This is a genomic window from Aeribacillus sp. JST-2 (assembly GCF_056032925.1).
Genome location: NZ_JBVVUU010000001.1, coordinates 44,580 through 67,823 on the forward strand (window position 1 = coordinate 44,580; position 23,244 = coordinate 67,823).

Consider the following 23,244-nt stretch of genomic DNA (forward strand, 5'->3'; position numbering starts at 1 on the left):
AAAAGGAGTTTTCGATCATGAACCATCGATGGGTTACGATGTTGCTGTTTTTGCTGATCACGGCTTGTACAAATGATAAACCTGAACCGGAAGGATTTAAATTCCATCAAAAGGAAAACAAGCAAGCAAAAATGGTTGTGGGAGCAATGAAGAATGAATCTAGAAATTTTCAAGTCCGCCATCATGTCAACGGAAATAATGTTTATGTGGAATGTTACATCCCGAATTTTACCTTCAACGGACAAAAGCAAAGCAAAAAAGAAGGAGAGGGGCATTTAATGGTGTTCGTTGATGGAAAGAAAATGAGCGACATTTATTCAGCAGCATTTGTGATTAAAGGATTGGCAAAGGGGAATCACCTCATTAAAGTTGAATTAGCTTATAATGATTCCACCAGCTACAAATTAAGCAAAGAATGGAAAGTAAACATAACGGGGGCGTCATGATCTTTCAAAGTCAAGAGTGAAAATGCATTCGCATTGTAAAGGAAAACACGTTCATGATAAAATGAATTTGGAGGTGTCCACTCTATGGTAGCTTCATTGGAGAGCGTACGCGTTTTGGATCAAGCCGAAGATTTGGCAAAAATGATCTTGGAATCTGATCTCGCAGATGAATACCGGCGTTCATTGGATCATTTAAAAAAAGATCGAGAAGCGCAAAAAATCATTCAACAATTTGTAAAAACAAAAGAGCTTTATGAAGATGTTAGAAGATTTGGGAAATATCACCCTGATTATAAATCGATTTCAAAGAATATGCGCGAAATTAAGCGAAAACTTGATTTAAATGACAGTGTAGCAGCTTTTAAGAGAGCGGAAAAAAACTTGCAAAGTTTGTTGGATGAAATCAGCATTTACATCGGCAAAGCTGTTTCAGAACAAATTAAAGTTCCGACTGGGAACCCTTATTTTGAAATGGCCGGTTGCGGCTGTGCTTCAGGAGGGGCATGCGGCTGTTCGGTTTCATAATATTGCACCAGCTAAAAGGGGAATTGGTATGTTTGAACGGAGGCAAGGATTGATCGTTTGGCTATATTCATTAAAACATGTGAAAAACTTAAGGAAGTTTGGGAATATCCATTATGTTTCCAAAAAAATGAAGTATATTGTGCTTTACTGTGAAATGGACAGAATGGAACAATTAATGGAAAAAATTTCTTCGTTCTCTTTTGTGAAGCGAGTAGAACCATCGTACAAACCTTTTCTGAAGTTGGAATTTGAATCAAAAGTTGATAAAGCGAAAGAATATGATTATAAAATGGGGTTATAAAAAGGGCAGCCTTGAAGTCTTGGCTGCCCTTCGTTTTTAAAAAGAAGGAATATATCGATTCATTCTCAAAATCCCGATTAAATGTTGATAATATAAAGCAACTTCAGAAAAACTGTTGGATGGTTTGACGAATAATTCAATGATCTCTTTGCCTGTTTCGTTTGCCAAGCTTTGAAAAAGTTCAAATCGTTTATTTGGCTTCTTCGTTGGATTAGGGATTCCTTCCCGGCAAATATAAATCGGCTGGAAATCTCCCGGATCAGTAGGTTTCAAAACAACGGCAAAAGAACATACCTCCTGCTGATCTTTAACTGTATAAAAAACCATGAGATGCATAAGACGGTCTTGATTTCTTTTGGCAATTTCAATCAGTTCATAAATATCCGAATAACCTTCTCCTATTTCGATAAAACGTTGAATCATTTGCCACTTTTCCTCCACATGCCAAAACAATGTATTGAATTTATCCGTAACTTAATGTAACACAAAAACGAATTCAATAAAATAAAAAATAAAAAAAACCTGCAGATTCGCTCTGCAGGCACCTTCCGATCTTTGAAGCAATGCTTCAAAGAAGAAGGGAAAGGGAGAGGAGAAACCGGAGGAAGAACTTATGGGGAAACGTAAGTCTTCTCCGCGGTTGGCAACAACACCATCACTGTTGATGTTGTCATTCATCAGTATGGCCATCTTTTCTTTCGTTATACATAGATTTTTCAAAATAGGAAGTCGAAAATTGCCACAACACCTGTCCTATGATAAGATTATTGCGAAAAAACGCAATTTAGAAAAACAGTGGTGAAAACGATGAGAGTGGTTTCCGGTGCTTTAAAAGGCAGAGCATTGAAAGCTGTGCCAGGGACGACGACCAGACCGACAACCGATAAAGTAAAGGAGGCAATGTTTAATATCATCGGACCTTATTTCCGCAGCGGAATGGCTTTAGATCTGTTTGCTGGAAGCGGAGCTTTAGGGATTGAAGCATTATCAAGGGGAATCGAGCGTTCAATTTTCGTAGACCATGACATCAAGGCGGTTCAAACAATTCGGGCCAATTTAGAAAATTTAAAACTTACAGATCGGTCTGAGGTCTATCGGACTGATGCTCATCGAGCATTGAATGCCGTCAAAAAAAGGGGGCTTACGTTTCAAATCATATTTCTAGACCCGCCTTACAAAAAACAAAAATTGGAATCATTATTAAATTTCATCGATCAATATCAACTTTTGGCAGCTGGCGGGGTAGTTGTTTGCGAACATAGCGATGATGTTATGTTGCCGGAAAAAATCGGAAGACTAATGAAAGCGAAAGGTGCTGCATATGGTATAACAGCTGTTTCTTTTTATGAAAATGGTTAAAGCGGATGGGGGTATACAATTTGGCAAGCATAGCAGTATGTCCAGGGAGCTTCGATCCCGTGACACTAGGGCATTTAGACATTATTAAACGGGGAGCAAACGTGTTCGATAAAGTATATGTTTGTGTATTGAACAATTCTGCCAAACAGCCGTTATTTACAGTAGAAGAACGGTGTGAACTGTTGAAAGAGGTCACACATGATTTAACAAACGTTTTTATTGAGTCCTTTCAAGGGCTGCTGGTTGATTATGCCAGAAGCAAGAAAGCGAACGCCATCTTAAGAGGGCTTCGTGCAGTCTCCGACTTTGAATATGAAATGCAAATTACTTCCATGAACAGATTGCTGGAAGAAAACATTGAAACTTTTTTTATGATGACAAATAATCAGTACTCTTTTTTAAGCTCAAGTATTGTAAAAGAAGTGGCAAAGTACGGGGGCAATGTTTCCGAGCTTGTCCCCTCTGTCGTGGAAATGGCGTTGAAGAAAAAATTTCAAAACGATTGAAAGAAGGGGCTGTTTGAAAAGCCCGATTTAGTGTCACATGTTTCCAAATAAAAGACCAAAGAATGTTGATTTAATAGCATTCTTTGGTCTTACTTTTTTCATGATTGGGCTGAAAAATCATTTTTCGGACTACCCCTTTTTCTAATGTTTTATCATACTCTGCCAACGAAGGAAATAGAGGATTGTATATAAAGCCAGCGTGAAAATGGTGATGACAGGACCGGCCTCAAAGAGAGCATTCCAATAATTTGAAACGAACATCGGCGTTTTTTCAATAATAAAGGCAGGTATAAATGCTTCGTTATGGCCTTTTAAGTCAGCAAGGAGAGGTTTGAATAAGAAAACAACAGCAAGGCTGGAAAAGATTCCTTGCAGAAAGCGGGCGAGAAAAAAAGGTTTGAAGCGAATATCCGTTTCTGCCAAAATGCTGGCCACTTGCGCCTGAACAGAAAAACCGCTGAAAGCCAAAATAAAACTTGTGATGATGGCTTTGTCCAATAAGCCAGCTTGTGCTTGGCTCGTTAATCGGCTCCCAAGCGTAATTTCAAATAGACCTGATACAAACGGAGCACAAAGTGTTGTCGGAATGTGAAGCACCAGAAACAAGCCGGAAAATATGGAAGCGGCAATCGTTGTGGCATGGACAATGTTTAAGATTTGATTGAGCACAGAAAATAAAATAATAAACCCTCCGATACTGAGCAATGTTTGAACTGAATGGAGAACGGCGTCGCCCAACATTTCCCCAAGCGGCTTTTCGTTTTTCATTCTTGTTTCATGCATAAGCTGAAAGGCTTTAGTGATTGAAGGATGTTGAAGCTGCGTTTTTTTCTCCATTGCTTCTTCACTATTCCCCCAAAATCTCATGACCAGCCCGACGCAAATGTTGCCGACATAATGGGAAGCTGCTAAGAGCACCCCGAGTTGTTCATTTTGAAAAAATCCGACAGATACCGCTCCAAAGATAAATAAAGGGTTTGAAGAATTCGTAAATGATACAAGCCTCTCAGCTTCCGTTCTCGAAATTTGTTTTTCTTGTCTTAGCCTGGCAGTTAATTTGGCGCCAGCCGGAAAACCGGAAGCCATTCCCATTGCCCAAACGAAACCGCCAACTCCAGGCACCTTAAAAACAGGCCTCATAAGCGGTTCTAAAAAGACACCGATAAAACGGACAACACCGATTGAAATCAAAATCTCCGAAACAATGAAAAAAGGAAGCAAGGAAGGGAAAACTATATTCCACCACATTTGCAATCCGCGCTCGGAAGCTTCAAGAGATGCCTCGGGAAAAAAAAGAAGCGAACAGCTTAAAAACAATACTGCCACTGCATATAGAGCAGTTTTGACTTTTGCGCCTTTCAATGGTCTGCCCCCTATAGCTTTAAAACTGCTAACATTTCACAAGCATGATAAAATGAATTTGATGTTTGTACCATCTTCACTTCATATATACGTGTATGGGGTCGCCTTTTAGACCATAAGATTAAGTAACAAAATAACTAGGGGGCGGCACCGATGTTGAAAAGGCCTCGTATTGGGTTGGCATTAGGTTCAGGGGGGGCAAGAGGCTTTGCTCATCTTGGTATTTTGAAAATATTGCAAGAGCATCATATTCCAATCGATATAATAGCAGGTTCAAGCATGGGAGCTTTAATCGGAAGCTTCTACGCAGCCGGTCTGCCCATTGACCAAATGTATAAATTGGCAACGGCTTTTCGACGAAAATATTATATCGACTTGACGGTTCCGAAAATGGGTTTTATTTTAGGAGAACGAATTAAACATTTCGTCCAAGTTTTTACCCGCAATCAATTGATTGAAGAATTGCCGATTCCATTAGCCGTTGTCGCAACGAATTTGAATAATGGAAAAAAAGTTGTGTTTAAAAGCGGACCGGTCGCAGAAGCTGTCAGAGCAAGCATTTCCATTCCCGGGATTTTCGTTCCTGTTTCCTTGAACGGGTCGCTGTTAATTGATGGAGGTGTGATAGAACGGGTACCGGTTGCGGATGTGAAAGAAATGGGGGCAGATCTTGTGATTGCGGTAGATGTTTCCTATGTTGAGGAGGAAGAACGGATCGAGTCGATTTTTGATTGCATCATTCGCAGCATGGACATCATGCAAAATGAGTTGGTCCGCTATCGCACCATTGATTGTGATGTAATGATCCGGCCGCGCGTCGAGCAATTCAGCACTGGAGCGTTTGCGAAAGTCGAAGAAATCATAAAGATCGGTGAAGATGCGGCATTAACGAAAATCAAGGAGATCAAAAAAAGGATTGAGAAATGGGAAGGAGACGTGTCATGAAACGGAAACAATGGATTTTTTCTCTTTTCATCACAATTGTCCTTGCCTCTATACTTTCTTTTATCAAGCTTCCCTATTTTATAACGAAACCCGGAATCGTTGGGAATCTTTCCGATATGATTCAAGTGGAAAATGGTTTTCAAGAAAAAGGCAGTTTTTCTTTAACAACGATCCGTATTGCGAGAGCAACCCCCGCTACATTTTTGTGGGCGAAAATGCGCAGCGATTACGAGATTTTACCGATCAATACTGTCCATGGGGAAAATGAATCAGACGAAGAATATTTAAGCAGGCAAATTTATATGATGGAAGATGCGCAAGAAAATGCCATCATGACAGCGTATAAAAAGGCAAGAAAAAAAATCAGCATCCGCTATAACGGTGTCTATGTGTATGCACTGATGAAAGGCATGCCGGCTTATAAAACATTAAAGGTGGGTGACCGCATCGAAAAAGTGGATGGAATTGCAATCCACAATGCCGAACAATTTACCAATTACATTCAAAAAAAGAAAAGAGGGGATCAAGTTTCTTTCAAAATCAATAGAAATGGAAAAATAATTAACGCTAAAATCGCGCTGACAAGCTTTCCAAATGAACAAGATAAAGCGGGGGTCGGCGTCAGTATTGTGACAGACAAAAAAGTGGACACGTCGCCTGACATTACTTTCAACACAAAAGATATCGGCGGTCCTTCAGCCGGATTGATGATGTCGTTAGAAATATACAACCAATTGACTGCTGGAGATTTAACGAAAGGTTTGGACATTGCCGGAACAGGAACCGTAAACGAAAATGGCGAAGTTGGGCCGATCGGGGGAATCGCGCAAAAGGTGATTGCAGCTGATCAAGCGGAGATGGACATCTTTTTTGCTCCAAATGAACATGGCAAAAGGAATTCAGATTATCAACAGGCGTTGAAAACGGCGGATCGCATCCATTCAAAAATGAAAATTGTGCCTGTTGACACATTTGATGATGCAGTCCGCTATTTGCAAAATTTGCGGACTTCCGGTTAAGAAAGTCCGCTGCGGAGAGGTGGATTGGCATATTCTTGTTTGATGAAATGCGTTGCGAGCGGTTCCTTTAAAGCAAGGGCATAAATGCTGGTTGCTTTCAGATCCATTGCCAGCATGCTTTCTGGGAAGGATGAGATTTTCGAGACGAGCGGAAGAGGCAAATCTTTTTTGATTGCTTGCAAATATTGCCGGCCTTTCTTTGACATTCCGAGCAGCCGCAAATAAGAAGCTTTTTTTGTTTTGAGCACGTGTTCCATCTCTTTTTTTTTCGTATTGGTCAAAAGATAAACACATAATCTTTGCAATCTTGTCCATGTGTATCTTTTCGTTTTTAAACGGCGGAGAAACTCTTGAAAAGAGGACGCTTTTTTCATTTGCTCGACGATTCTATTTTCCAATCCTTCTTCCATTTCATATATGTCGTTGAGCTCTTGGCGAGATTTGGACAAAACAGCGTATTTTAAAAAGGGGAAGTACGTTTCCCAATCATGAAAGGTGGAATACTCTTGATGATAGGTCATTAAAATGTCATATGAACTTTCCGGTAAATAGTTTTTTACGTTTTGCGACCGAAAATCATTGAAAAGTTCTTTTCTGACGCTTGTTGCGCTGGCAATGTGAGCATGGCGGTATGTTTGGTCATGGTAGCCCGCACCGATTCTCGGAATCGTCAGCGGTTTCATGGAGCTGTTTTGCTGAAAAATCGCTTTCACATATTGAAACCCTAAAATATTGTTCGGCTGTGTTAAATTTAACAAATGATTTTGACCGTCGGCAACGTGCTGAAAGGCAATGGACATTGCTTTTGGATAGCTGTTGCCTTCAGAAATTGCCGTTTTCAATTGTTTTTGGAACTCGTCATATCGTTTCTCCAACCATTCATATGTTTTTAAAAAAGCTTCAATTTCTCCTTCTTCACTTCCGAAACAGAGTGAATGGCAGCCGAGAGCATCTAAAATGGAAACCGCGCCATTGGCAAAAACGTCGGCATTTTGGGATGAGAAGGCGAAAGGAAGTTCAAAAACAAGGTCAACACCGGATTGCAATGCCATTTTCGTTCTCGCCCATTTCGAGACGATCGCGGGTTCGCCCCTTTGTAAAAAATGGCCGCTCATGACAGCGATGACAACATCTGCGTTCGCTGTTTTTTTTGATTGGATGAGATGATGATAATGTCCATTGTGAAACGGATTATATTCAACAATGATCCCAACTGCTTTCAAATTCAGCACCTACTTTTCAATTTATCGCAAATGGATGAGATCGCAGTTTCTTGCCTATATTATAGAGTATAGACTGTAAAGAAAAAATATTGACAAATATGCAGATGGAATATTATAATAACTTTTGTTGTCTTGAGGTGATATATTTGAAATGGTTCATCCATCAATTAACTAAATATCGGCAAAAAGGGCTTGAAATTAACGAATATGTGGACTTACATGAACTTGTTCAAGTTCACCAAGATTTGCGGGCGATCACGCCAGTTCATGTTGTCGGCCGTGCGGACATCGGTTCTGCAAGAGTTGTTTTTCATCTGTCATTATCAGGTGAGATGACGCTTCCGTGCGCCCGTACGCTTGTCGATGTGAAATATCCGTTTCATATTCAAACCTCTGAAACGTTTTTACTGAATGACTATGATCAGGAAACAGACGAATCCACCCATGTTGTTCATGGCGACGTAATCGATTTAAGACCGATCATTCGCGAACTGGTTCTATTGGAGATTCCGCAGCAAGTATTCAGCGATGAAGTGGAACCAGCTCGGAATGGAGCGCCTCAAGAGGGGAAAGGGTGGAAAATCGTGACGGAAGAAGAACAAAAAAACAAAGTGGATCCGAGAATGGCGAAATTAGCTCAATTATTGGAAAAAAATAAAAATGATTGATAAAAAGAAACGCTCTGTAAGGAGGTGGGAAAAAGTGGCTGTACCTTTTAGAAGAACATCCAAAACGAAAAAAAGATTGCGCCGCACTCATTTTAAACTTCAAGTTCCAGGTATGGTAGAATGCCCGAACTGCGGAGAAATGAAATTGGCACACCGTGTATGCAAATCTTGCGGTACTTACAAGGGAAGAGAAGTCGTAAACAAATAATGGATCAAAAGAAAAGTGCAAATTCCATGCACTTTTCTTTTTTTATCTATAAACCCTCCAAAAATGGTGGCAATTTTTCTTTTACCCATCTTCTATCTTTTCTATTAGCCGCATATGTATAAATAAAAAACATGGAGGGAAGAAAGGATGGCTACGACACGACAAGACGCTTGGACAGAAGATGAAGATTTGTTGTTGGCGGAAGTGGTTTTAACGTATATTCGCGAAGGCGGGACACAGCTCAAAGCTTTCGAGGAGGTAGGCAGAAAGCTTTCAAGGACGCCGGCTGCTTGCGGTTTCCGCTGGAATTCCTATTTGCGCAAACAATACTCCGAACAAATTGAACTTGCCAAAAAAGAGCGGAAAGAACGAAGGAAAAAAAGAGAAAAAAAACTATCAGGAGAGTTAGCGGATCAAAAAACCGCTGCTCACAATATAGAATTAACATTGGGAGATGTGATTTCCTATTTGCAAACAATCAATCAGCAATCTGAAAACAAAGAACTGTTGGAAGAAAACCGAAAGATGGCTGAAAAAATTGCGGAAAATGAAAAAAAGATTGCCATGTTAGTAAATGAAAATAAAACTTTACGCAAGAAACTTGAGGATATGGAAAAAGAATACTATTCTGTTATTCATATTATGGATAAAGCACGGACAATCGTAGAACGCAAAAACGAACTCGATGGTTTGGAGAAAATTATGTATTCAGATAATGAAAAAAATGGAAAATAACGATAGACCGCAAGCAAGCGGTCTATTTCTTCATATTAGGAGGCATCTTGTTCTTTAACGCCTTCAGGATACCAGACAAGCGGGTTTTCTCCTCGGTCGCGCTGCATATCATATTTGACAGGAACAAAGCCCATTTTTTCCCAAAAACCGGCTGATTTCATCCGAGCATTTGTTTTGATTGGCATTCCAAAGGATTTGGCAAAATCGACCAATGTTTTTCCAAACCCTTTCCTTTGATAATCCGGTAAAACTTCTAATTTCCATAATTCGAGAAAGTCCTGTTTCGGATCAAAATATTGATCATATTTTTGATCTACTTTGTATAAGCTCATTCGGGCGACGAGCTTGCCGCCGTAATAAATTCCATAAAAAGGCGAATCGCTGTTGTTTTCGATGATGTTTGCTTCCAGATCTTCCAGCATTGACAACTCCTGCAAGCCGTATTCTTTAAATTTTTTGAATTCCTCCAACGTTTTGTAATTCACCAACAATTTTTCAACCTTTATCATCAATATCCCCCTTATGACAGCTAATCGGAAGCGCTTTTACTATTATTATACTAAAAAAAGAAGAAAAGAAGCATATGAAAAGAGAATGATTGATAAAAAAATGAGATCATATCGAATTTTTTATGATTGACAGTAAAATGCAGCAATTTTTTATTGAGTTTGTTATCATACAAATGAAAGAGGTGAATGGCTGGTGAAAATTGGAGTGGTCGGCGGGGGGGCAATCGGTCTATTATGCTCCGCCTACTTGAGCGAAAAACATGAGGTCACCCTCTATACGAGAGGAAAAGAGCAGGCCGATATCATCCAAAAAAATGGAGTCAAGGTGTTCGGTTCGAGAAATTGGACAGCTAAAATAACTGCTGAATGGACGCCGTCATATAAAGAGGAAATCATCCTTATAGCTGTTAAGCAACATCATTTGCCAACCGTATTTGAAAAGCTAAAAGAACTTCCGCCCAAAAGAATAGTGTTTTTGCAAAACGGTTTGGGGCACATCGACAGGCTGAAAGAAATCCCTCACCATGAAGCATACATCGGGATCGTTGAGCACGGCGCTTTAAAATTGTCTTTCAATACCGTACGCCATACAGGCATCGGTAAAATCAGCATCAGTCCGTTTCGAGAGGGGAAAAGACAGATTGTAGAGGATCTTGACATCAACGATCCTTTGTTTCCTATTTCATTTACAGAAGATTGGAAGCCGATTGTGATGAAAAAACTCGTTGCTAATGCGGTGATAAATCCTTTAACAGCACTTTTCGGCGTCCGAAATGGCCAACTTGTGGAAAATAGCGAATTGTTGTTCATTGCTCAAAAGCTTTTTCTTGAAATATGCGCAGTTTTAGATCTAAAAAAGAAAGAAGAGTTATGGGAATATGTGGCCGAGATCGCCAAAAAGACAAGGCATAACCGTTCATCGATGCTAATCGATCGGGACAACAAGAAAAAAACCGAAATTGACGCAATTTTGGGGGTTCTTTTGCAAAAAGGACAGCAAAAAGGGATTCCAATCCATTTGATTGAATTTTTATACAAAGCCATAAAAGGATTGGAAAACTTGGAGGAGTGAACATATGTCCATTTTGCTTGGATTGATTTCTTTTATGGTCACATTCCCTATAGCCGGTTTCATTGTCGTCTTCTTTTTCCTTTCTTCCCTGATGAAAAACAGGAAAAAATCTTTTCTTTTAGCTGCTGATTCGGTTACAATATTTTTTGTCTTGTCATGTTGGATAAAGTTTACAATCATCTGGAAGGAATTTTCTTTTTATTGGTTCGTGATCGCTTTTTTTATTCTTTTTCTTTTGTTTTTGTTGCTTCAATATGTTTTGACAGGAAAAATAGCCGTTGTCCGATCTTTTAAACGGTTGTGGAGATGTTCTTTTTTACTTTTTTTTGTTTTGTCTATCTTGTTAACCTGCGTCGGTCTGTTTATTTATATAGTTGACAATATGTAAAAAGCGAAAGCATATTTTTTTGGATTGAGTTATTTCCGTGCTATACTCTTTTCGAAAAACATTTTCAACCAAGAAAGGAAGTTAAATTTTTATGGAGGCATTCGAAATCTTCCTTCCTCTGTCCAATCGTTTTGTGAACGACTACCTCAATAATAGATTAGAAGTTGAAAAATATTTTGATTATGATCCTTTTCAAAAATCTGCGTTTCAAAAACGGTACGAGGAATTATTGACGAAATCATACAACAGGGAAGAATTAGCGCAATTTTTATACGAGTATCACAAAAAGCTGAACGCATCTGAAAAAACAATGGAAAATATCGAAAAATTAAAAAAACCGAATAGCGTTGTTGTGATTGGAGGCCAACAGGCCGGATTGTTGACTGGGCCGTTGTATACCATACATAAAATTATTTCCATCCTGGCTTTGGCAAAAGAGCAAGAGCGTTTATTGAATGTTCCGGTCATTCCGGTGTTTTGGGTTGCGGGAGAGGATCATGATTTTGAAGAAATCAATCATGTTTACGTTTTAAATGAAAAACGTCCTCACAAGAAAAAAATTTTGCAAATAAACGGAAAAAAAACAATGATGTCCCGCTTGGCAATTGATCAAAAAGCGTGCCGCCAATGGATGGAAGAGGTTTTTGCTACATACGGGGAAACGGAGCATACGAAACAGTTGTTATCGTCGCTCCATCATCAGTTGGAACAATCGTCAACATATGTTGAATTTTTTGAAAGATTGGTGATGGAATTGTTTGGGGATGAAGGAATCGTCCTCATCAATTCAGGGGCAAGAGAACTGCGGGAGCTTGAAAAATCTTTTTTTGAACAAATGATCAAACAAAGCGGTCCTATTTATCAAGAAGTTGTTCGCCAACAGCAGTTCTTAAAAGAGAATGGTTATCTCCATCAGGCGATTGTCATGAAAAAAAACAGCTCAAATTTATTTTATGAAGTGGATGAGGAACGGCACCTGCTGATAGAAGAGGAAAAAGGACAATACTTCATTCCGGGAATCAATTTGCGCTTGTCTTTACATGAAATAGTGGCTGAAATACAGACAGCTCCTTGGAAATTCAGCAACAATGTTGTGACTAGGCCGATCATGCAGGAATGTTTGTTCCCGACGCTCGCATTTATTGCCGGTCCGGGGGAAATTGCTTATTGGGCTGAATTAAAAAGGGCATTTCATCTATTTTCAATGAATGTTCCGCCGGTTGTTCCGCGTTTGAACATCACGTTTTTGGAACGCAATATCGAATCGGATTTAAAAGAACTCAAGCTTTCTATAGAAGATGTATTATTCAAGGGGCTGGAACTTGTAAAGGAAGAATGGCTGGGAAAAAAAGAACCGTTTGATGTTTCAGAAATCATTTTCAAAGCAAAAGAAGAGATTGAACAGATTCATCGGAATTTAAGACAAAAAGTGCTTGAGCTGGATCCAAGCCTTGCCCCATTATTAAGAAAAAATGCTCATTTTATTGAAAAGCAGATTGATTTTGTGGAAAAAGCGGTTCATCAGAGGATTCATGAAAAATATGAAGCGGAACTCAACAAAATCTTGAGAATAGGGCTTTCATTAAAGCCGGAAGACCAGCTGCAGGAAAGAGTATGGAATATTTATTACTATTTAAATAAATATGGCTTTGATTTTTTGCAAGAATTGAAGCAGTTGACATATCATTTTAACGGCCGACATAAGATTGTCAAAATATGAAAAGATTTTTTGAAAAATCCTGTATCATACAGGGTTTTTTTTTATGCCCGATATATAGTAAAATAAATTTGTGGTGGAAAGTGGGGGAAAGTGGTGAAGCCGGCATGAAAGTGGGGCAAACGTAAATGTTCATGGGAGAATACCATCATACGATCGATTCAAAAGGAAGAATGATCATACCGTCCAAGTTTAGAGAAGGGCTTGGCGAAAAATTTATTCTCACTCGGGGTCTCGATCAATGCTTGTTCGGATATCCTCTAAGTGAATGGAAAATCATTGAAGAAAAATTAAAGGCTCTCCCATTGACAAAAAAAGACGCCCGTGCTTTCACCCGTTTTTTCTTTTCAGGTGCGATTGAATGTGAAATGGACAAACAAGGCCGCATTCTTATTGCTGCACCGCTTCTCTCCTATGCGAAATTGGAAAAAGAATGTGTTGTCATCGGTGTTTCCAATCGGATCGAAGTTTGGAGCAAACCGAAATGGGAGCAATATGTAGCTGAACAGGAAGAATCTTTTGAAGAAATCGCCGAAAGCATGATTGGTTTTGACATTTAAAGTTCATTCTATCAAATAAATGAATCGTCCGATGGAAACGAAAAGGTGGTTGTCAATGTTTGTTCATAAAACAGTATTGCTTCAAGAAGCAATTGAAGGGTTAAAAATAAAAGAAGATGGAAAATACGTTGATTGCACTTTAGGCGGCGCCGGCCACAGCGAAGAAATCGCCAAAAGGCTTACCAGCGGTCATTTATTCGCATTTGATCAGGATGAAACCGCCATTTCCTTTGCGAAACAAAAACTTGCACCTTATAAAGAAAACGTCACGATCATTAAAAGCAATTTTAAATTTTTAAAAGAAGAGCTTGCGCTTCGGGGGATCGGTCAGGTTGACGGCATTTTGTTTGATCTTGGTGTTTCCTCTCCCCAGCTGGATACGCCCGAACGGGGATTCAGCTATCTTCATGATGCTCCGCTCGATATGAGAATGGACAAGGATCAGGAGTTGTCGGCTTACACGATCATCAATACATGGCCTTACGAAAAACTTGTGAAAATATTTTTTCGGTATGGGGAAGAGAAATTTTCCAAGCAAATCGCCCGAAAAATTGAGCAGATGCGCAAAAAAAAGGCGATCGAAACGACAGGCGAACTTGTCGAAATCATTAAAGAGGCAATACCTTCACCGGCGAGAAGAAAAGGAGGCCATCCCGCCAAACGAATATTTCAAGCCATTCGGATTGCCGTCAACGATGAGCTGAACGCATTTGAAGAGGCGATCGGACAAGCCATTGACCTTTTGAATCCGGGCGGCAGAATTTGCGTCATTACTTTTCATTCGCTGGAAGACAGAATTTGCAAGCTTGCCTTTAAAAAAGCCCAGCAAACGATGGAAGTTCCGAAAAACATTCCGATCCTTCCAGATGATGCAAAGCCGAAAATCAAAGTGATCACAAAAAAACCGATCACTCCTACGGATCGGGAACTTGAAGAAAATCATCGCGCCAGATCAGCCAAACTTCGCATTGCAGAAAAGATTTAATAATGAGGAGGTTTTTTATGAGCAATGTAGCTGTTAAAATTTTAGAAAAGCGCCAGGAAGAAACAAAAAGTGCGAAGCGAGTCGTCAAGCAAAAAAGGTCTCCGATCACTTTAGGAGAAAAGCTGCTGTTCACAGTTTTTCTTCTCATCATGCTGCTGGCTTCCATTTGGGTTATTTCCAATGCTGTAGCAATGTACCATGCAAATATTGAAATTCAAAAAATCGAGGCGAAAATCAATGATCAGGAAAAAATCAATAGTGATTTAAGCGTCCAAGTTGAGGAATTAAGCCGGCCGGAGAGAATATACAAAATTGCAAAAGATCTCGGCCTCACATTGAATCCGAATAATGTGAAAGGCGTACAGGACTGATTGCGCGATGAAAAAAAGCAGACAGATGAATCGGGGAGCAGCAATATTATCTGTAATATTTGCCATGCTCTTTTTTGTCCTATTCGGAAGATTTTTTTATATTCAGGCGACAGGAAAGGTGGATGGGCAAGTTTTAGCTGTAAAAGCAAAGGAAAAATATGAGAAAAAAAGGACAATTGAAGCGGAGCGCGGCAAAATTTTTGATCGCAAAGGAAATGTGCTTGCCGAGGACACGTCTACATACACGCTGATTGCCGTTTTGGATGAAAAAATGACAACAGATCCGGATCATCCCAACCATGTTGTTGATCCGGAGGAAACGGCAAGAAAATTGGCGCCGATTATCGGCATGAAAGCGGAAGAAATGGAAAGGATTTTGAAAAAAGACCGTTTTCAAGTTGAGTTTGGGGAAAAAGGCCGAAACATTAGTTTTTCTAAAAAACAGGAAATAGAAAAGCTCGGCTTGCCCGGAATCGGATTTATCCGCGATAAGAAGCGTTTTTATCCTAATGGAACTTTCGCCTCCTATGTCATAGGATATGCGCAAAAAAATGATAAAACAGGGCAAACAGAAGGAAAACTTGGCATTGAAAAAAGTTTAAACGATTATTTGCAAGAAAAAGATGGTTATGTCATATATGAAAGCGACCAAAGCGGGTATCAGCTTCCTAATAGTGATGAAAAAATTGTTGCGCCCAAAAATGGCGCCAATGTTTATTTAACGATTGACCAAAAAATCCAAACATTTTTGGAAGATGCCTTAAATGAGGCGGAAAAACAGTATCAGCCTTCCAAAATGATCGGCATTGTGGCAGATCCAAAGACGGGAAAAATTTTAGCGTTGTCGCAGAGACCGAGTTTTGACCCAAACAAACGAGATATCACGAATTTTTACAATGATGCGATCTCATACCGGTATGAACCGGGATCGACGATGAAAGTTTTTACACTTGCAGCAGCAATAAATGAAGGTGTCTACAACGGGAATGAGCAATACAGATCTGGAATTTATAAAGTGAAAGGCGCCAGCCCGATTTACGACCACAATCATCACGGCTGGGGCACCATCACTTTTAATGAAGCAGTCCAGCGTTCTTCAAACGTCGGTTTTGCCATATTGGCCAATGAAAAACTAGGCCTTGATCGGTTTTACCAATATTTGCATAAATTCGGATTTTTTAAAAAAACCGGAGTTGATTTGCCGAATGAAGTGAATAGCAAAATTAATTACAAGTGGGAGCGGGATAAAATTTCGACTGCTTTCGGACAGGCATCCGCTGTTACTCCCATTCAGCTCATTCAAGCGGCAACAGCCGTTGCGAATGAAGGGAAAATGATGAAGCCGTATATCATTGATAAAATCGTCGATTCTCAAACGAATAAAGTTTTAAAAGAAACGGAGCCGACAGTTGCCGGTCAGCCGATCACAAAAGAAACTTCGAAAAAAGTGCTGGATCTGCTTGAAACGGTAATCACGTCGGAACACGGAACAGGCAAACCTTTTCAAATACCGGGGTATCAAATTGCCGGAAAAACTGGAACTGCTCAAATAGCGGGGAAAGATGGTCGCTATTTAACGGGAAGGGAAAATTACATGTTCTCATTTTTAGGGATGGCTCCTAAAGAAGATCCCGAATTGGTTGTGTATATTGCCGTCCAGCAGCCGAACCTAAAAGAAACAGAGACGGGCGCAGCTCCTGTCTCCATGATTTTTAAAGCGGTGATGAAAAACAGTCTTGAATATTTGCGGATTGAACCAAATATGGAAAATCATGAAAAGGAACTGAAAACGGAAACGGACATCGGCCTGCCTCTCCCCGATTATCGAGGCAAAAATGCGGATGAAGCAGTGAAAGAGTTAAAGGCAAATAAAATGGAAGCCGTCAAAATCGGCAGCGGCAAAACGATTGTATCGCAATCCCCGATTCCAAGCACGAACATGATTGCTGGCGAAAAAGTAATTTTGCTGACCGATGGCGTTGTTAAAATGCCAAATCTTTCTGATTGGTCACTGCGAGATTGTCTGAAGCTTTCGTCGATGATGAATCTTCAATTGTCAGTTGAAGGAAACGGCTATGTGGTTTCTCAAAGCATTAAAACGGGAAAAGAACTGCGAAAAGGAGATTCGTTGACGATCAAGTTGAAGAAGCCTGAAACGCAAGACCGTTAAATTAAAACTCGCTTTTGGAAAGGAAACTGATCCATAATCAAAAGCGGGTTTCTTCTTTTTTAGTTTATGGCATAGCAATTCTCCCTTTTATTTTGTGTTGGTTGCATTCGCTGCGGCTGCTTGTTCTACCTTTCGTTGGCCAGGCATATATTTTGATAACGAACCTAGACAGAGGGGAGTTTATGACATATATGCGTGTGTCAAACGTAACGGTGAGAAAGCGGCTTGTTATCGTGCTGATCGTCGGGTTTCTCATATTTGCAGTCATTGATGCAAGGCTTGGGTATGTACAGTTCATATTAGGAGGCAATTTAACATCGCTTGCAAAAGATTTATGGAGCCGAAACATTCCGTTCGAACCGAAGCGGGGCGAAATTGTCGACCGTAATGGGGAAAAGCTGGCGGCAAATATTAGCGCTCCGAGTGTGTTTGTAGTGCCGCGCCAAGTGGAAAATCCTTCCGAAACCGCTCAAAAGCTCTCCGCCGTTTTAAATATGCCGGTGGAAAAAGCGTATCAGTATGTTACCCAAAATGAAATGATCGTCCGTCTTCATCCGGAAGGACGAAAAATATCCGAGGAAAAAGCGGATGAAATCAGCCGATTAAACTTAAAAGGCGTTTACATTGCAGAAGATTCAAAGAGGTTTTACCCGTTCGGAAGTTATTTATCGCATGTGTTAGGTTTTACCGGTATTGACAATCAAGGATTAAACGGTCTTGAATTATCATATGACGAGCAATTGAGAGGCGAAAAGGGTTATGTTAAATTTTATTCGGACGCAAAAGGGAAAAGAATGCCTAATGATGTGGAAGAATATAAACCGCCAAAAGACGGTTTAAATTTAAAATTAACGATTGATTCTAGAATTCAAACCATTATGGAACGTGAGCTAGACATTGCCGAAACGAAATACAATCCAGATGGAATCATGGCGATAGCCATGAATCCAAACAACGGCGAAATATTAGGAATGGCATCAAGACCAACATTTGATCCGGCAAAATATCAACAGGTGGATCCGAAAATATATAACCGGAATTTGCCGATCTGGAGCACATATGAACCGGGATCGACTTTTAAAATCATTACGCTGGCAGCAGCTCTTGAAGAGAAAAAAGTCGACCTTGCAAAAGATCACTTTCACGATCCCGGCTATGTGAAAGTAGCGGGGGCGACATTGAGATGCTGGAAGAAAGGCGGACATGGTGGCCAATCATTTCTCGAGGTAGTTGAAAATTCTTGCAACCCCGGTTTTGTTGAACTCGGACAAAGATTAGGCAAATCAACATTATTTGATTACATTAAAAAGTTTGGTTTCGGTGAAAAAACCGGAATTGATTTGTCGGGGGAAGGAAGCGGCATATTGTTCCGGGAGGATCGGGTCGGACCTGTTGAACTTGCGACGACCGCTTTTGGGCAAGGTGTGTCCGTTACACCTATTCAACAAGTGGCGGCTGTATCGGCGGCTGTAAACGGAGGAATTTTGTATACCCCATATATTGCAAAAGAATGGATTGACCCTGAAACCAAAAAGGTAGTAGCCAAAAATACTCCTAAAGCCAAAAGGCGGGTCATTTCCGAGCAGACGTCCAAGCAAATCCGTTATGCACTTGAAAGTGTCGTAGCAAATGGCACCGGAAAAGGGGCGTTTGTGGAAGGATATCGAGTCGGAGGAAAAACTGGAACTGCGCAAAAAGCGGCTCCCGGGGGAGGCTATTTGGCCAACAACCATATCGTGTCTTTTATCGGCTTTGCACCAGCGGATGACCCGCAAATTGTCGTATATGTCGCTGTAGATAATCCGAAAGGAACAGTGCAATTCGGCGGCCTTGTCGCGGCACCGATTGTCGGATCCATTATGAAAGACAGCTTACGTGAGCTCGGAGTAAAACAAAGAAAAAATCAAATGGAAAAAACGGCCTACAATTGGTCAGACCCGAAATATGTTGAAGTTCCCAACATGGTAGGCCTTAAGAAAAAAGAACTGCTAGAGCAAATGACAAATCTTCAATTGGATGCAAGCGGCAGCGGGAATACCGTTGTTGAACAATCTCCAAAAGCTGGAGTAAAAGTGAAAGAAGGCTCCACCATCCGCATCTTTTTCGGAGAATAAAAGTAAATCATCTGCCAAAAAGGGCTTTCATGAAAGTGCTTGCTTTCAAAAAGCCCTTGTAGCAGTTTTTAAGCTAAGCTACAATAAGAAAGAATGTGTATTTAGGATGAAAGGATTTATCGCGATGAAACTCGATAGCTTATTAACCGCTTTGCCTCAATATAAAAAATATGGGGAAGGCAATCCTGAAATTTTTTCAATCGAAATGGATTCACGAACAGTTAAACAAGGAAGCTTATTTATTTGCATAAAAGGGTTTACGGTCGACGGACATGATTACGCAGCGGATGCCGCCAAAAAAGGCGCTTCCGCCATCATATCCGAAAAGAAGCTGGAAGGTTTGAAAAACGTTCCGGTCGTTTTGGTGCCGGATACGAAGCGGGCAATGGCCATGTTAGCAGATTTTTTTTATGGCCAACCGACCCATAACATCCACCTGATCGGTGTGACCGGAACTAATGGAAAAACGACAACTACCCATATTATCGAACACATTTTCCGGACGGCGGGTTATCAAACCGGGTTGATCGGCACGATGTATACAAAAATTGGAGATCAACAATATGAAGTAAAAAATACAACGCCCGACAGCTTGACGCTGCAAAAAACGTTTCGGCAAATGGTTGATGAACATGTCACTCATGCCGCAATGGAAGTATCATCCCATGCTTTGCACATGGGGCGCGTCTACGGCTGCGATTTCGATGTAGCGGTGTTTACGAACTTGTCGCAAGACCATTTAGATTACCACAAAACAATGGAGGAATATCGTACAGCGAAAGGGCTTTTGTTTGCACAGCTTGGGAACCGCTACGACCACAAACATCCCAAATTCGCCGTTTTAAACGGGGATGATCCTGCTTCCGAATATTATAAGCATATGACATCAGCTCCCATTGTGACATATGGCATTGAAAAGCCGTGCGACATCATGGCGGCAAATATCGAAATGAAACCGGGCGGAACGTTTTTTGAAATGGTGACTCCAGAGGGAACATTTCCGATTCGAATGAAATTACTGGGCACATTCAGCGTCTACAATGTTTTGGCAGCTGTGTCGGCATGCCTTGTTTCAGGCGTTGACCTGAATATCATCATAGAAGCGGTTCAAACAATGGAAGGTGTTCGCGGCCGTTTTGAACTTGTTGATTGCAGCCAAGATTTTTCTGTGATCGTTGATTATGCCCATACACCTGACAGTTTGGAAAACGTGCTTAAGACCGTAAAAGAATTTTGCGAAGGGAAAGTGTTTGTTGTCATTGGCTGCGGGGGCGACCGCGACCGGACAAAACGGCCGCTGATGGCGCAAATTGCCGTAAAATGGGCGGATGAAGCGATTTTCACATCAGATAATCCTAGAAGTGAAGATCCACAGCAAATTTTAAAAGAAATGGAAACAGGAGTTATCGGCAAGCATTTTCATTCTATTTTAGATCGAAAGGAAGCCATTCTGTTTGCCATTCAGAACGCAAAAAAAGGAGATGTCGTTTTGGTGGCAGGAAAAGGCCATGAAACATATCAACAAATCGGCAATGAAAAATTTGACTTCGATGATCGGGAAGTGGCTGTACGCGCCATTCAATCAGTTGTCATGCAAAAGGGAAAAGAAATCTAGCAAGAAAGAGGATCATGATGAAATTGGAATGGTTCAACATCAACGGACATATGGTAATACAGGCAAAAGATTTCCTTGCGTTTTGGTTGGAGGGAGGAAGTAATCATGCTTGAGCAAGTAATATTATTTACGATTTTAATGGCTTTTTTAATTAGTGTATTACTTTCTCCTGTATTTATTCCTTTTTTAAGAAAACTGAAATTTGGCCAAAGCATTCGAGAAGAAGGGCCGAAATCTCATCAAAAAAAATCCGGAACCCCGACAATGGGGGGAATTATGATCATTCTGTCAATTGTCATCACCGCCCTTGTAATGGTGTCCAAGTTTTCCCGGCCCGGCTTGGAAATGTATTTGCTATTGTTTGTAACAATCGGGTATGGCCTGCTTGGCTTTTTGGACGATTTCATAAAGGTTGTGATGAAAAGAAATTTAGGGTTGACCTCCAAGCAAAAACTTGCAGGCCAAATATTAATTGCCGTCATCTTTTTTATCATTTTGCACCAATACGGTTTTTCGACGTTGATCCGCTTGCCGGGGACTGAACTTTCCGTCGACCTCGGTTTGCTTTATGGATTGCTTGTTGTTTTTATGCTCGTTGGCGGTTCCAATGCTGTGAATTTAACCGACGGGCTTGACGGGCTTCTTTCAGGATGTGCGGCAATTGCGTTTGGAGCTTTTGCCGTATTGGCTTGGAACAACGGCCAATTCGATATCGCCATTTTCAGTGTTTCCGTCGTAGGGGCAGTTTTAGGATTTTTAGTGTTTAATGCTCATCCAGCTAAAGTTTTTATGGGGGACACCGGTTCTTTGGCTCTAGGCGGTGCTGTTGTCGCAGTAGCGATATTAACAAAATTGGAAATTTTGCTGATTGTCATTGGCGGTGTGTTTGTCATCGAAACTCTGTCAGTGATTATACAAGTCATTTCGTTTAAAATGACAGGCAAGCGCGTGTTTAAAATGAGCCCTCTTCACCATCATTATGAATTAAATGGATGGTCGGAGTGGAAAGTGGTTGTCACTTTTTGGGCAATGGGCTTGCTTTTTGCAATACTAGGAATAGTGATCGAGGTGTGGCTATAATTGAAAAAAATTCATGATTACCAAAATAAAAAAGTTCTTGTACTAGGTTTGGCAAAGAGCGGCTTAAGAGCCGCTAAATTATTGCATAAACTCGGTGCACATGTTACCGTCAATGATGTAAAAAAATACGAAGCATCCGACGAAGTCAGAGACTTGGAAAAGCTAGGAATTGAACTCATATTAGGAGAGCACCCTGAACAGCTGCTCGAGCAAAAAGAGATCGAGATCATTGTAAAAAATCCTGGAATTCCTTATTCCAATCCGATTGTGCAAAAAGCACTTGCCATGAACATTCCCATTATCACGGAAATAGAGCTGGCGTATCAAATTTGCGAAGCGGAAATTATTGCAATAACCGGTTCCAACGGGAAAACAACGACAACAACGCTCATATACGAAATGCTTAAAGCGGATGGAAAGAAACCGCTGTTGGCAGGAAATATCGGCAATGTCGCATGTGAAGTGGTTCAAGAGGCAACGAAAGATCATCTTATCGTAATGGAAGTATCATCGTTTCAACTTCTGGGAACGATTCATTTCCGGCCGGCAGTCGCGGTACTGTTGAACATTTTTAATGCGCATTTGGACTATCACGGAACGAGAGAAGAATATATGAAAGCTAAAGAAAAAATATTTGCCAACCAAGACGAGAACTCGGTTGCTGTCATAAATGCGGATGATCAAGACGTTTTAAGACTCTCGAAGCAATCAAAAGGGAAAAAAGTTTATTTTTCAACGAAAAAACAAGATATGAAAGGCGCCTATTTAAAGGAGGATGCCGTATATTATAATGACGAAAAAATCATCGATGTAAAGGATATTGCACTTGTCGGCAAGCATAATGTGGAAAATATTTTAGCAAGCATTTGCGCAGTGAAAGCAAAACAAGTTGGAAATGATGCCATTCGGAAAGTTTTAACCACTTTTACCGGGGTAAAACACCGCCTTCAATTTGTCATGGAAATAAAGGGGAGAAAATTTTACAATGATTCCAAAGCCACCAATATTTTGGCGACAACAAAAGCCTTGGAAGCTTTTTCATCCCCTGTGATTCTCCTTGCCGGTGGCCTTGATCGCGGCAATGAATTTGATGAATTAGAGCCTTTTTTAAAAAGGGTAAAAGCGGTCATCACCTTTGGCCAAACGGCGGAAAAAATTGAACGTGCGGCTAGAAATGCCGGAATAGAAAAAATTGAACGTGTCGATAATGTGGAACAAGCGGCTTTTGCGGCGTTTCGCTTATCGGAAAAAGGGGATGTAATTCTGCTCTCTCCCGCATGTGCAAGCTGGGATCAATACAAAACTTTTGAAGAGAGAGGGGACATTTTCATAAACGCCGTGCATAAGCTGAAATAAGGGCTCGTAC

General features: G+C 40.6%; 26 protein-coding genes. 21 read left to right on the forward strand and 5 right to left on the reverse strand.

The features are described 5' to 3' along the window. Nucleotides 1-17: 17 nt before the first annotated feature. The 3 genes from AC0KTX_RS00275 (at nucleotide 18) to AC0KTX_RS00285 (ending at nucleotide 1,272) form a co-directional block, all read left to right on the forward strand. A complete protein-coding gene (locus AC0KTX_RS00275) occupies nucleotides 18-446 on the forward strand; it encodes a hypothetical protein (protein ID WP_474250223.1) in 429 nt (142 codons plus the stop codon). Between the two features lie 84 nt (nucleotides 447-530). After that, nucleotides 531-971 carry a YlbF/YmcA family competence regulator gene (locus AC0KTX_RS00280; protein WP_474250224.1) on the forward strand — a complete coding sequence of 147 codons (441 nt, stop codon included), beginning with the start codon at nucleotides 531-533 and terminating at the stop codon, nucleotides 969-971. A 28-nt stretch (nucleotides 972-999) separates the two neighbouring features. Next, nucleotides 1,000-1,272: a YlbG family protein gene (locus tag AC0KTX_RS00285; RefSeq protein WP_474250225.1), complete on the forward strand. Its 273-nt coding sequence runs from the start codon at nucleotides 1,000-1,002 to the stop codon at nucleotides 1,270-1,272. Nucleotides 1,273-1,308: 36 nt separating this feature from the next. On the opposite strand, the gene AC0KTX_RS00290 is transcribed toward AC0KTX_RS00285, so the two are convergent. Both AC0KTX_RS00290 and AC0KTX_RS00295 read right to left on the reverse strand, forming a co-directional pair. Beyond that, a complete protein-coding gene (locus AC0KTX_RS00290; RefSeq protein ID WP_474250226.1) occupies nucleotides 1,309-1,695 on the reverse strand; it encodes a DUF7147 family protein in 387 nt (128 codons plus the stop codon). A gap of 51 nt (nucleotides 1,696-1,746) precedes the next feature. Continuing rightward, nucleotides 1,747-1,950, reverse strand: a complete 204-nt coding sequence (locus AC0KTX_RS00295; protein ID WP_474250227.1) for a hypothetical protein — start codon at nucleotides 1,948-1,950, stop codon at nucleotides 1,747-1,749. Nucleotides 1,951-2,079: 129 nt separating this feature from the next. On the opposite strand from AC0KTX_RS00295, the gene rsmD reads away from it, so the two are divergent. Next, nucleotides 2,080-2,631, forward strand: a complete 552-nt coding sequence (gene rsmD / locus AC0KTX_RS00300) for a 16S rRNA (guanine(966)-N(2))-methyltransferase RsmD (protein WP_474250228.1) — start codon at nucleotides 2,080-2,082, stop codon at nucleotides 2,629-2,631. A gap of 20 nt (nucleotides 2,632-2,651) precedes the next feature. Beyond that, nucleotides 2,652-3,137, forward strand: coding sequence for a pantetheine-phosphate adenylyltransferase (gene coaD, locus AC0KTX_RS00305; protein WP_474250229.1), 486 nt, complete (start codon nucleotides 2,652-2,654; stop codon nucleotides 3,135-3,137). A 141-nt stretch (nucleotides 3,138-3,278) separates the two neighbouring features. Here the strand turns inward: coaD and ylbJ are convergent, their stop codons facing one another. Further along, entirely contained in the window at nucleotides 3,279-4,499 is a 1,221-nt protein-coding gene (gene ylbJ, locus AC0KTX_RS00310) for a sporulation integral membrane protein YlbJ (protein WP_474250230.1), read from the reverse strand. 156 nt (nucleotides 4,500-4,655) lie between these two features. Between ylbJ and AC0KTX_RS00315 the strand changes: the two genes are divergently transcribed. Both AC0KTX_RS00315 and AC0KTX_RS00320 read left to right on the forward strand, forming a co-directional pair. Continuing rightward, nucleotides 4,656-5,444, forward strand: a complete 789-nt coding sequence (locus AC0KTX_RS00315; protein WP_474250426.1) for a patatin-like phospholipase family protein — start codon at nucleotides 4,656-4,658, stop codon at nucleotides 5,442-5,444. Beyond that, the gene (locus tag AC0KTX_RS00320) at nucleotides 5,441-6,463 is read left to right on the forward strand and encodes a SepM family pheromone-processing serine protease (RefSeq protein WP_474250231.1); all 1,023 of its coding nucleotides are present in this window, start codon (nucleotides 5,441-5,443) and stop codon (nucleotides 6,461-6,463) included. The genes AC0KTX_RS00315 and AC0KTX_RS00320 overlap by 4 nt, the downstream gene beginning before the upstream one ends. On the opposite strand, the gene AC0KTX_RS00325 is transcribed toward AC0KTX_RS00320, so the two are convergent. Then, nucleotides 6,460-7,686, reverse strand: a complete 1,227-nt coding sequence (locus tag AC0KTX_RS00325) for a nucleotidyltransferase (RefSeq protein WP_474250232.1) — start codon at nucleotides 7,684-7,686, stop codon at nucleotides 6,460-6,462. The two genes, AC0KTX_RS00320 and AC0KTX_RS00325, sit on opposite strands and share 4 nt — an antisense overlap. 146 nt (nucleotides 7,687-7,832) lie before the next feature. Between AC0KTX_RS00325 and AC0KTX_RS00330 the strand changes: the two genes are divergently transcribed. From AC0KTX_RS00330 to AC0KTX_RS00340, 3 genes are all read left to right on the forward strand, one after another. Beyond that, a complete protein-coding gene (locus AC0KTX_RS00330) occupies nucleotides 7,833-8,354 on the forward strand; it encodes a YceD family protein (RefSeq protein WP_474250233.1) in 522 nt (173 codons plus the stop codon). A 34-nt stretch (nucleotides 8,355-8,388) separates the two neighbouring features. Next, on the forward strand, nucleotides 8,389-8,562 hold the full coding sequence (gene rpmF, locus AC0KTX_RS00335; RefSeq protein ID WP_063388509.1) for a 50S ribosomal protein L32: 174 nt from the start codon (nucleotides 8,389-8,391) through the stop codon (nucleotides 8,560-8,562). A gap of 147 nt (nucleotides 8,563-8,709) precedes the next feature. Further along, entirely contained in the window at nucleotides 8,710-9,297 is a 588-nt protein-coding gene (locus AC0KTX_RS00340; RefSeq protein ID WP_474250234.1) for an RsfA family transcriptional regulator, read from the forward strand. 35 nt (nucleotides 9,298-9,332) lie between these two features. On the opposite strand, the gene AC0KTX_RS00345 is transcribed toward AC0KTX_RS00340, so the two are convergent. Further along, nucleotides 9,333-9,806: an N-acetyltransferase gene (locus tag AC0KTX_RS00345; RefSeq protein WP_474250235.1), complete on the reverse strand. Its 474-nt coding sequence runs from the start codon at nucleotides 9,804-9,806 to the stop codon at nucleotides 9,333-9,335. Between the two features lie 193 nt (nucleotides 9,807-9,999). Between AC0KTX_RS00345 and AC0KTX_RS00350 the strand changes: the two genes are divergently transcribed. The 11 genes from AC0KTX_RS00350 (at nucleotide 10,000) to murD (ending at nucleotide 23,234) form a co-directional block, all read left to right on the forward strand. Further along, entirely contained in the window at nucleotides 10,000-10,878 is an 879-nt protein-coding gene (locus AC0KTX_RS00350; RefSeq protein ID WP_474250236.1) for a 2-dehydropantoate 2-reductase, read from the forward strand. A gap of 34 nt (nucleotides 10,879-10,912) precedes the next feature. Beyond that, nucleotides 10,913-11,266, forward strand: a complete 354-nt coding sequence (locus AC0KTX_RS00355) for a DUF3397 family protein (RefSeq protein WP_474250427.1) — start codon at nucleotides 10,913-10,915, stop codon at nucleotides 11,264-11,266. A gap of 91 nt (nucleotides 11,267-11,357) precedes the next feature. After that, nucleotides 11,358-12,986 carry a bacillithiol biosynthesis cysteine-adding enzyme BshC gene (bshC, locus tag AC0KTX_RS00360; protein ID WP_474250237.1) on the forward strand — a complete coding sequence of 543 codons (1,629 nt, stop codon included), beginning with the start codon at nucleotides 11,358-11,360 and terminating at the stop codon, nucleotides 12,984-12,986. 125 nt (nucleotides 12,987-13,111) lie between these two features. After that, a complete protein-coding gene (gene mraZ, locus AC0KTX_RS00365) occupies nucleotides 13,112-13,543 on the forward strand; it encodes a division/cell wall cluster transcriptional repressor MraZ (protein ID WP_474250238.1) in 432 nt (143 codons plus the stop codon). Nucleotides 13,544-13,598: 55 nt separating this feature from the next. Beyond that, entirely contained in the window at nucleotides 13,599-14,528 is a 930-nt protein-coding gene (rsmH, locus tag AC0KTX_RS00370) for a 16S rRNA (cytosine(1402)-N(4))-methyltransferase RsmH (RefSeq protein ID WP_474250239.1), read from the forward strand. Between the two features lie 17 nt (nucleotides 14,529-14,545). Then, nucleotides 14,546-14,899, forward strand: coding sequence for a cell division protein FtsL (ftsL, locus tag AC0KTX_RS00375; RefSeq protein WP_474250240.1), 354 nt, complete (start codon nucleotides 14,546-14,548; stop codon nucleotides 14,897-14,899). 7 nt (nucleotides 14,900-14,906) lie between these two features. Next, complete coding sequence (locus tag AC0KTX_RS00380; RefSeq protein WP_474250241.1) at nucleotides 14,907-17,069, forward strand: penicillin-binding protein; 2,163 nt, start codon at nucleotides 14,907-14,909, stop codon at nucleotides 17,067-17,069. A gap of 191 nt (nucleotides 17,070-17,260) precedes the next feature. Beyond that, nucleotides 17,261-19,183 (forward strand): stage V sporulation protein D, encoded by a 1,923-nt coding sequence (locus AC0KTX_RS00385; protein ID WP_474250428.1) that lies wholly within the window; start codon nucleotides 17,261-17,263, stop codon nucleotides 19,181-19,183. Between the two features lie 124 nt (nucleotides 19,184-19,307). Next, nucleotides 19,308-20,798, forward strand: a complete 1,491-nt coding sequence (locus tag AC0KTX_RS00390) for a UDP-N-acetylmuramoyl-L-alanyl-D-glutamate--2,6-diaminopimelate ligase (protein WP_474250242.1) — start codon at nucleotides 19,308-19,310, stop codon at nucleotides 20,796-20,798. A 105-nt stretch (nucleotides 20,799-20,903) separates the two neighbouring features. Next, nucleotides 20,904-21,878, forward strand: a complete 975-nt coding sequence (mraY, locus tag AC0KTX_RS00395) for a phospho-N-acetylmuramoyl-pentapeptide-transferase (RefSeq protein WP_474250243.1) — start codon at nucleotides 20,904-20,906, stop codon at nucleotides 21,876-21,878. After that, complete coding sequence (murD, locus tag AC0KTX_RS00400; protein ID WP_474250244.1) at nucleotides 21,879-23,234, forward strand: UDP-N-acetylmuramoyl-L-alanine--D-glutamate ligase; 1,356 nt, start codon at nucleotides 21,879-21,881, stop codon at nucleotides 23,232-23,234. The last annotated feature ends 10 nt before the right edge of the window (nucleotides 23,235-23,244 follow it).

Excerpts from the sequence above, each read along its gene's own strand:
- AC0KTX_RS00275 (WP_474250223.1), top strand. The coding sequence starts at position 18 with ATGAACCATCGATGGGTTACGATGTTGCTGTTTTTGCTGATCACGGCT.
- AC0KTX_RS00280 (WP_474250224.1), top strand. The coding sequence starts at position 531 with ATGGTAGCTTCATTGGAGAGCGTACGCGTTTTGGATCAAGCCGAAGAT.
- AC0KTX_RS00285 (WP_474250225.1), top strand. The coding sequence starts at position 1,000 with ATGTTTGAACGGAGGCAAGGATTGATCGTTTGGCTATATTCATTAAAA.
- AC0KTX_RS00290 (WP_474250226.1), bottom strand. The coding sequence starts at position 1,695 with ATGATTCAACGTTTTATCGAAATAGGAGAAGGTTATTCGGATATTTAT.
- AC0KTX_RS00295 (WP_474250227.1), bottom strand. The coding sequence starts at position 1,950 with ATGAATGACAACATCAACAGTGATGGTGTTGTTGCCAACCGCGGAGAA.
- rsmD (WP_474250228.1), top strand. The coding sequence starts at position 2,080 with ATGAGAGTGGTTTCCGGTGCTTTAAAAGGCAGAGCATTGAAAGCTGTG.
- AC0KTX_RS00320 (WP_474250231.1), top strand. The coding sequence starts at position 5,441 with ATGAAACGGAAACAATGGATTTTTTCTCTTTTCATCACAATTGTCCTT.
- AC0KTX_RS00340 (WP_474250234.1), top strand. The coding sequence starts at position 8,710 with ATGGCTACGACACGACAAGACGCTTGGACAGAAGATGAAGATTTGTTG.
- AC0KTX_RS00345 (WP_474250235.1), bottom strand. The coding sequence starts at position 9,806 with ATGATAAAGGTTGAAAAATTGTTGGTGAATTACAAAACGTTGGAGGAA.
- AC0KTX_RS00355 (WP_474250427.1), top strand. The coding sequence starts at position 10,913 with ATGGTCACATTCCCTATAGCCGGTTTCATTGTCGTCTTCTTTTTCCTT.
- bshC (WP_474250237.1), top strand. The coding sequence starts at position 11,358 with ATGGAGGCATTCGAAATCTTCCTTCCTCTGTCCAATCGTTTTGTGAAC.
- mraZ (WP_474250238.1), top strand. The coding sequence starts at position 13,112 with ATGTTCATGGGAGAATACCATCATACGATCGATTCAAAAGGAAGAATG.
- rsmH (WP_474250239.1), top strand. The coding sequence starts at position 13,599 with ATGTTTGTTCATAAAACAGTATTGCTTCAAGAAGCAATTGAAGGGTTA.
- ftsL (WP_474250240.1), top strand. The coding sequence starts at position 14,546 with ATGAGCAATGTAGCTGTTAAAATTTTAGAAAAGCGCCAGGAAGAAACA.
- AC0KTX_RS00380 (WP_474250241.1), top strand. The coding sequence starts at position 14,907 with ATGAAAAAAAGCAGACAGATGAATCGGGGAGCAGCAATATTATCTGTA.
- AC0KTX_RS00385 (WP_474250428.1), top strand. The coding sequence starts at position 17,261 with ATGCGTGTGTCAAACGTAACGGTGAGAAAGCGGCTTGTTATCGTGCTG.
- AC0KTX_RS00390 (WP_474250242.1), top strand. The coding sequence starts at position 19,308 with ATGAAACTCGATAGCTTATTAACCGCTTTGCCTCAATATAAAAAATAT.
- mraY (WP_474250243.1), top strand. The coding sequence starts at position 20,904 with ATGCTTGAGCAAGTAATATTATTTACGATTTTAATGGCTTTTTTAATT.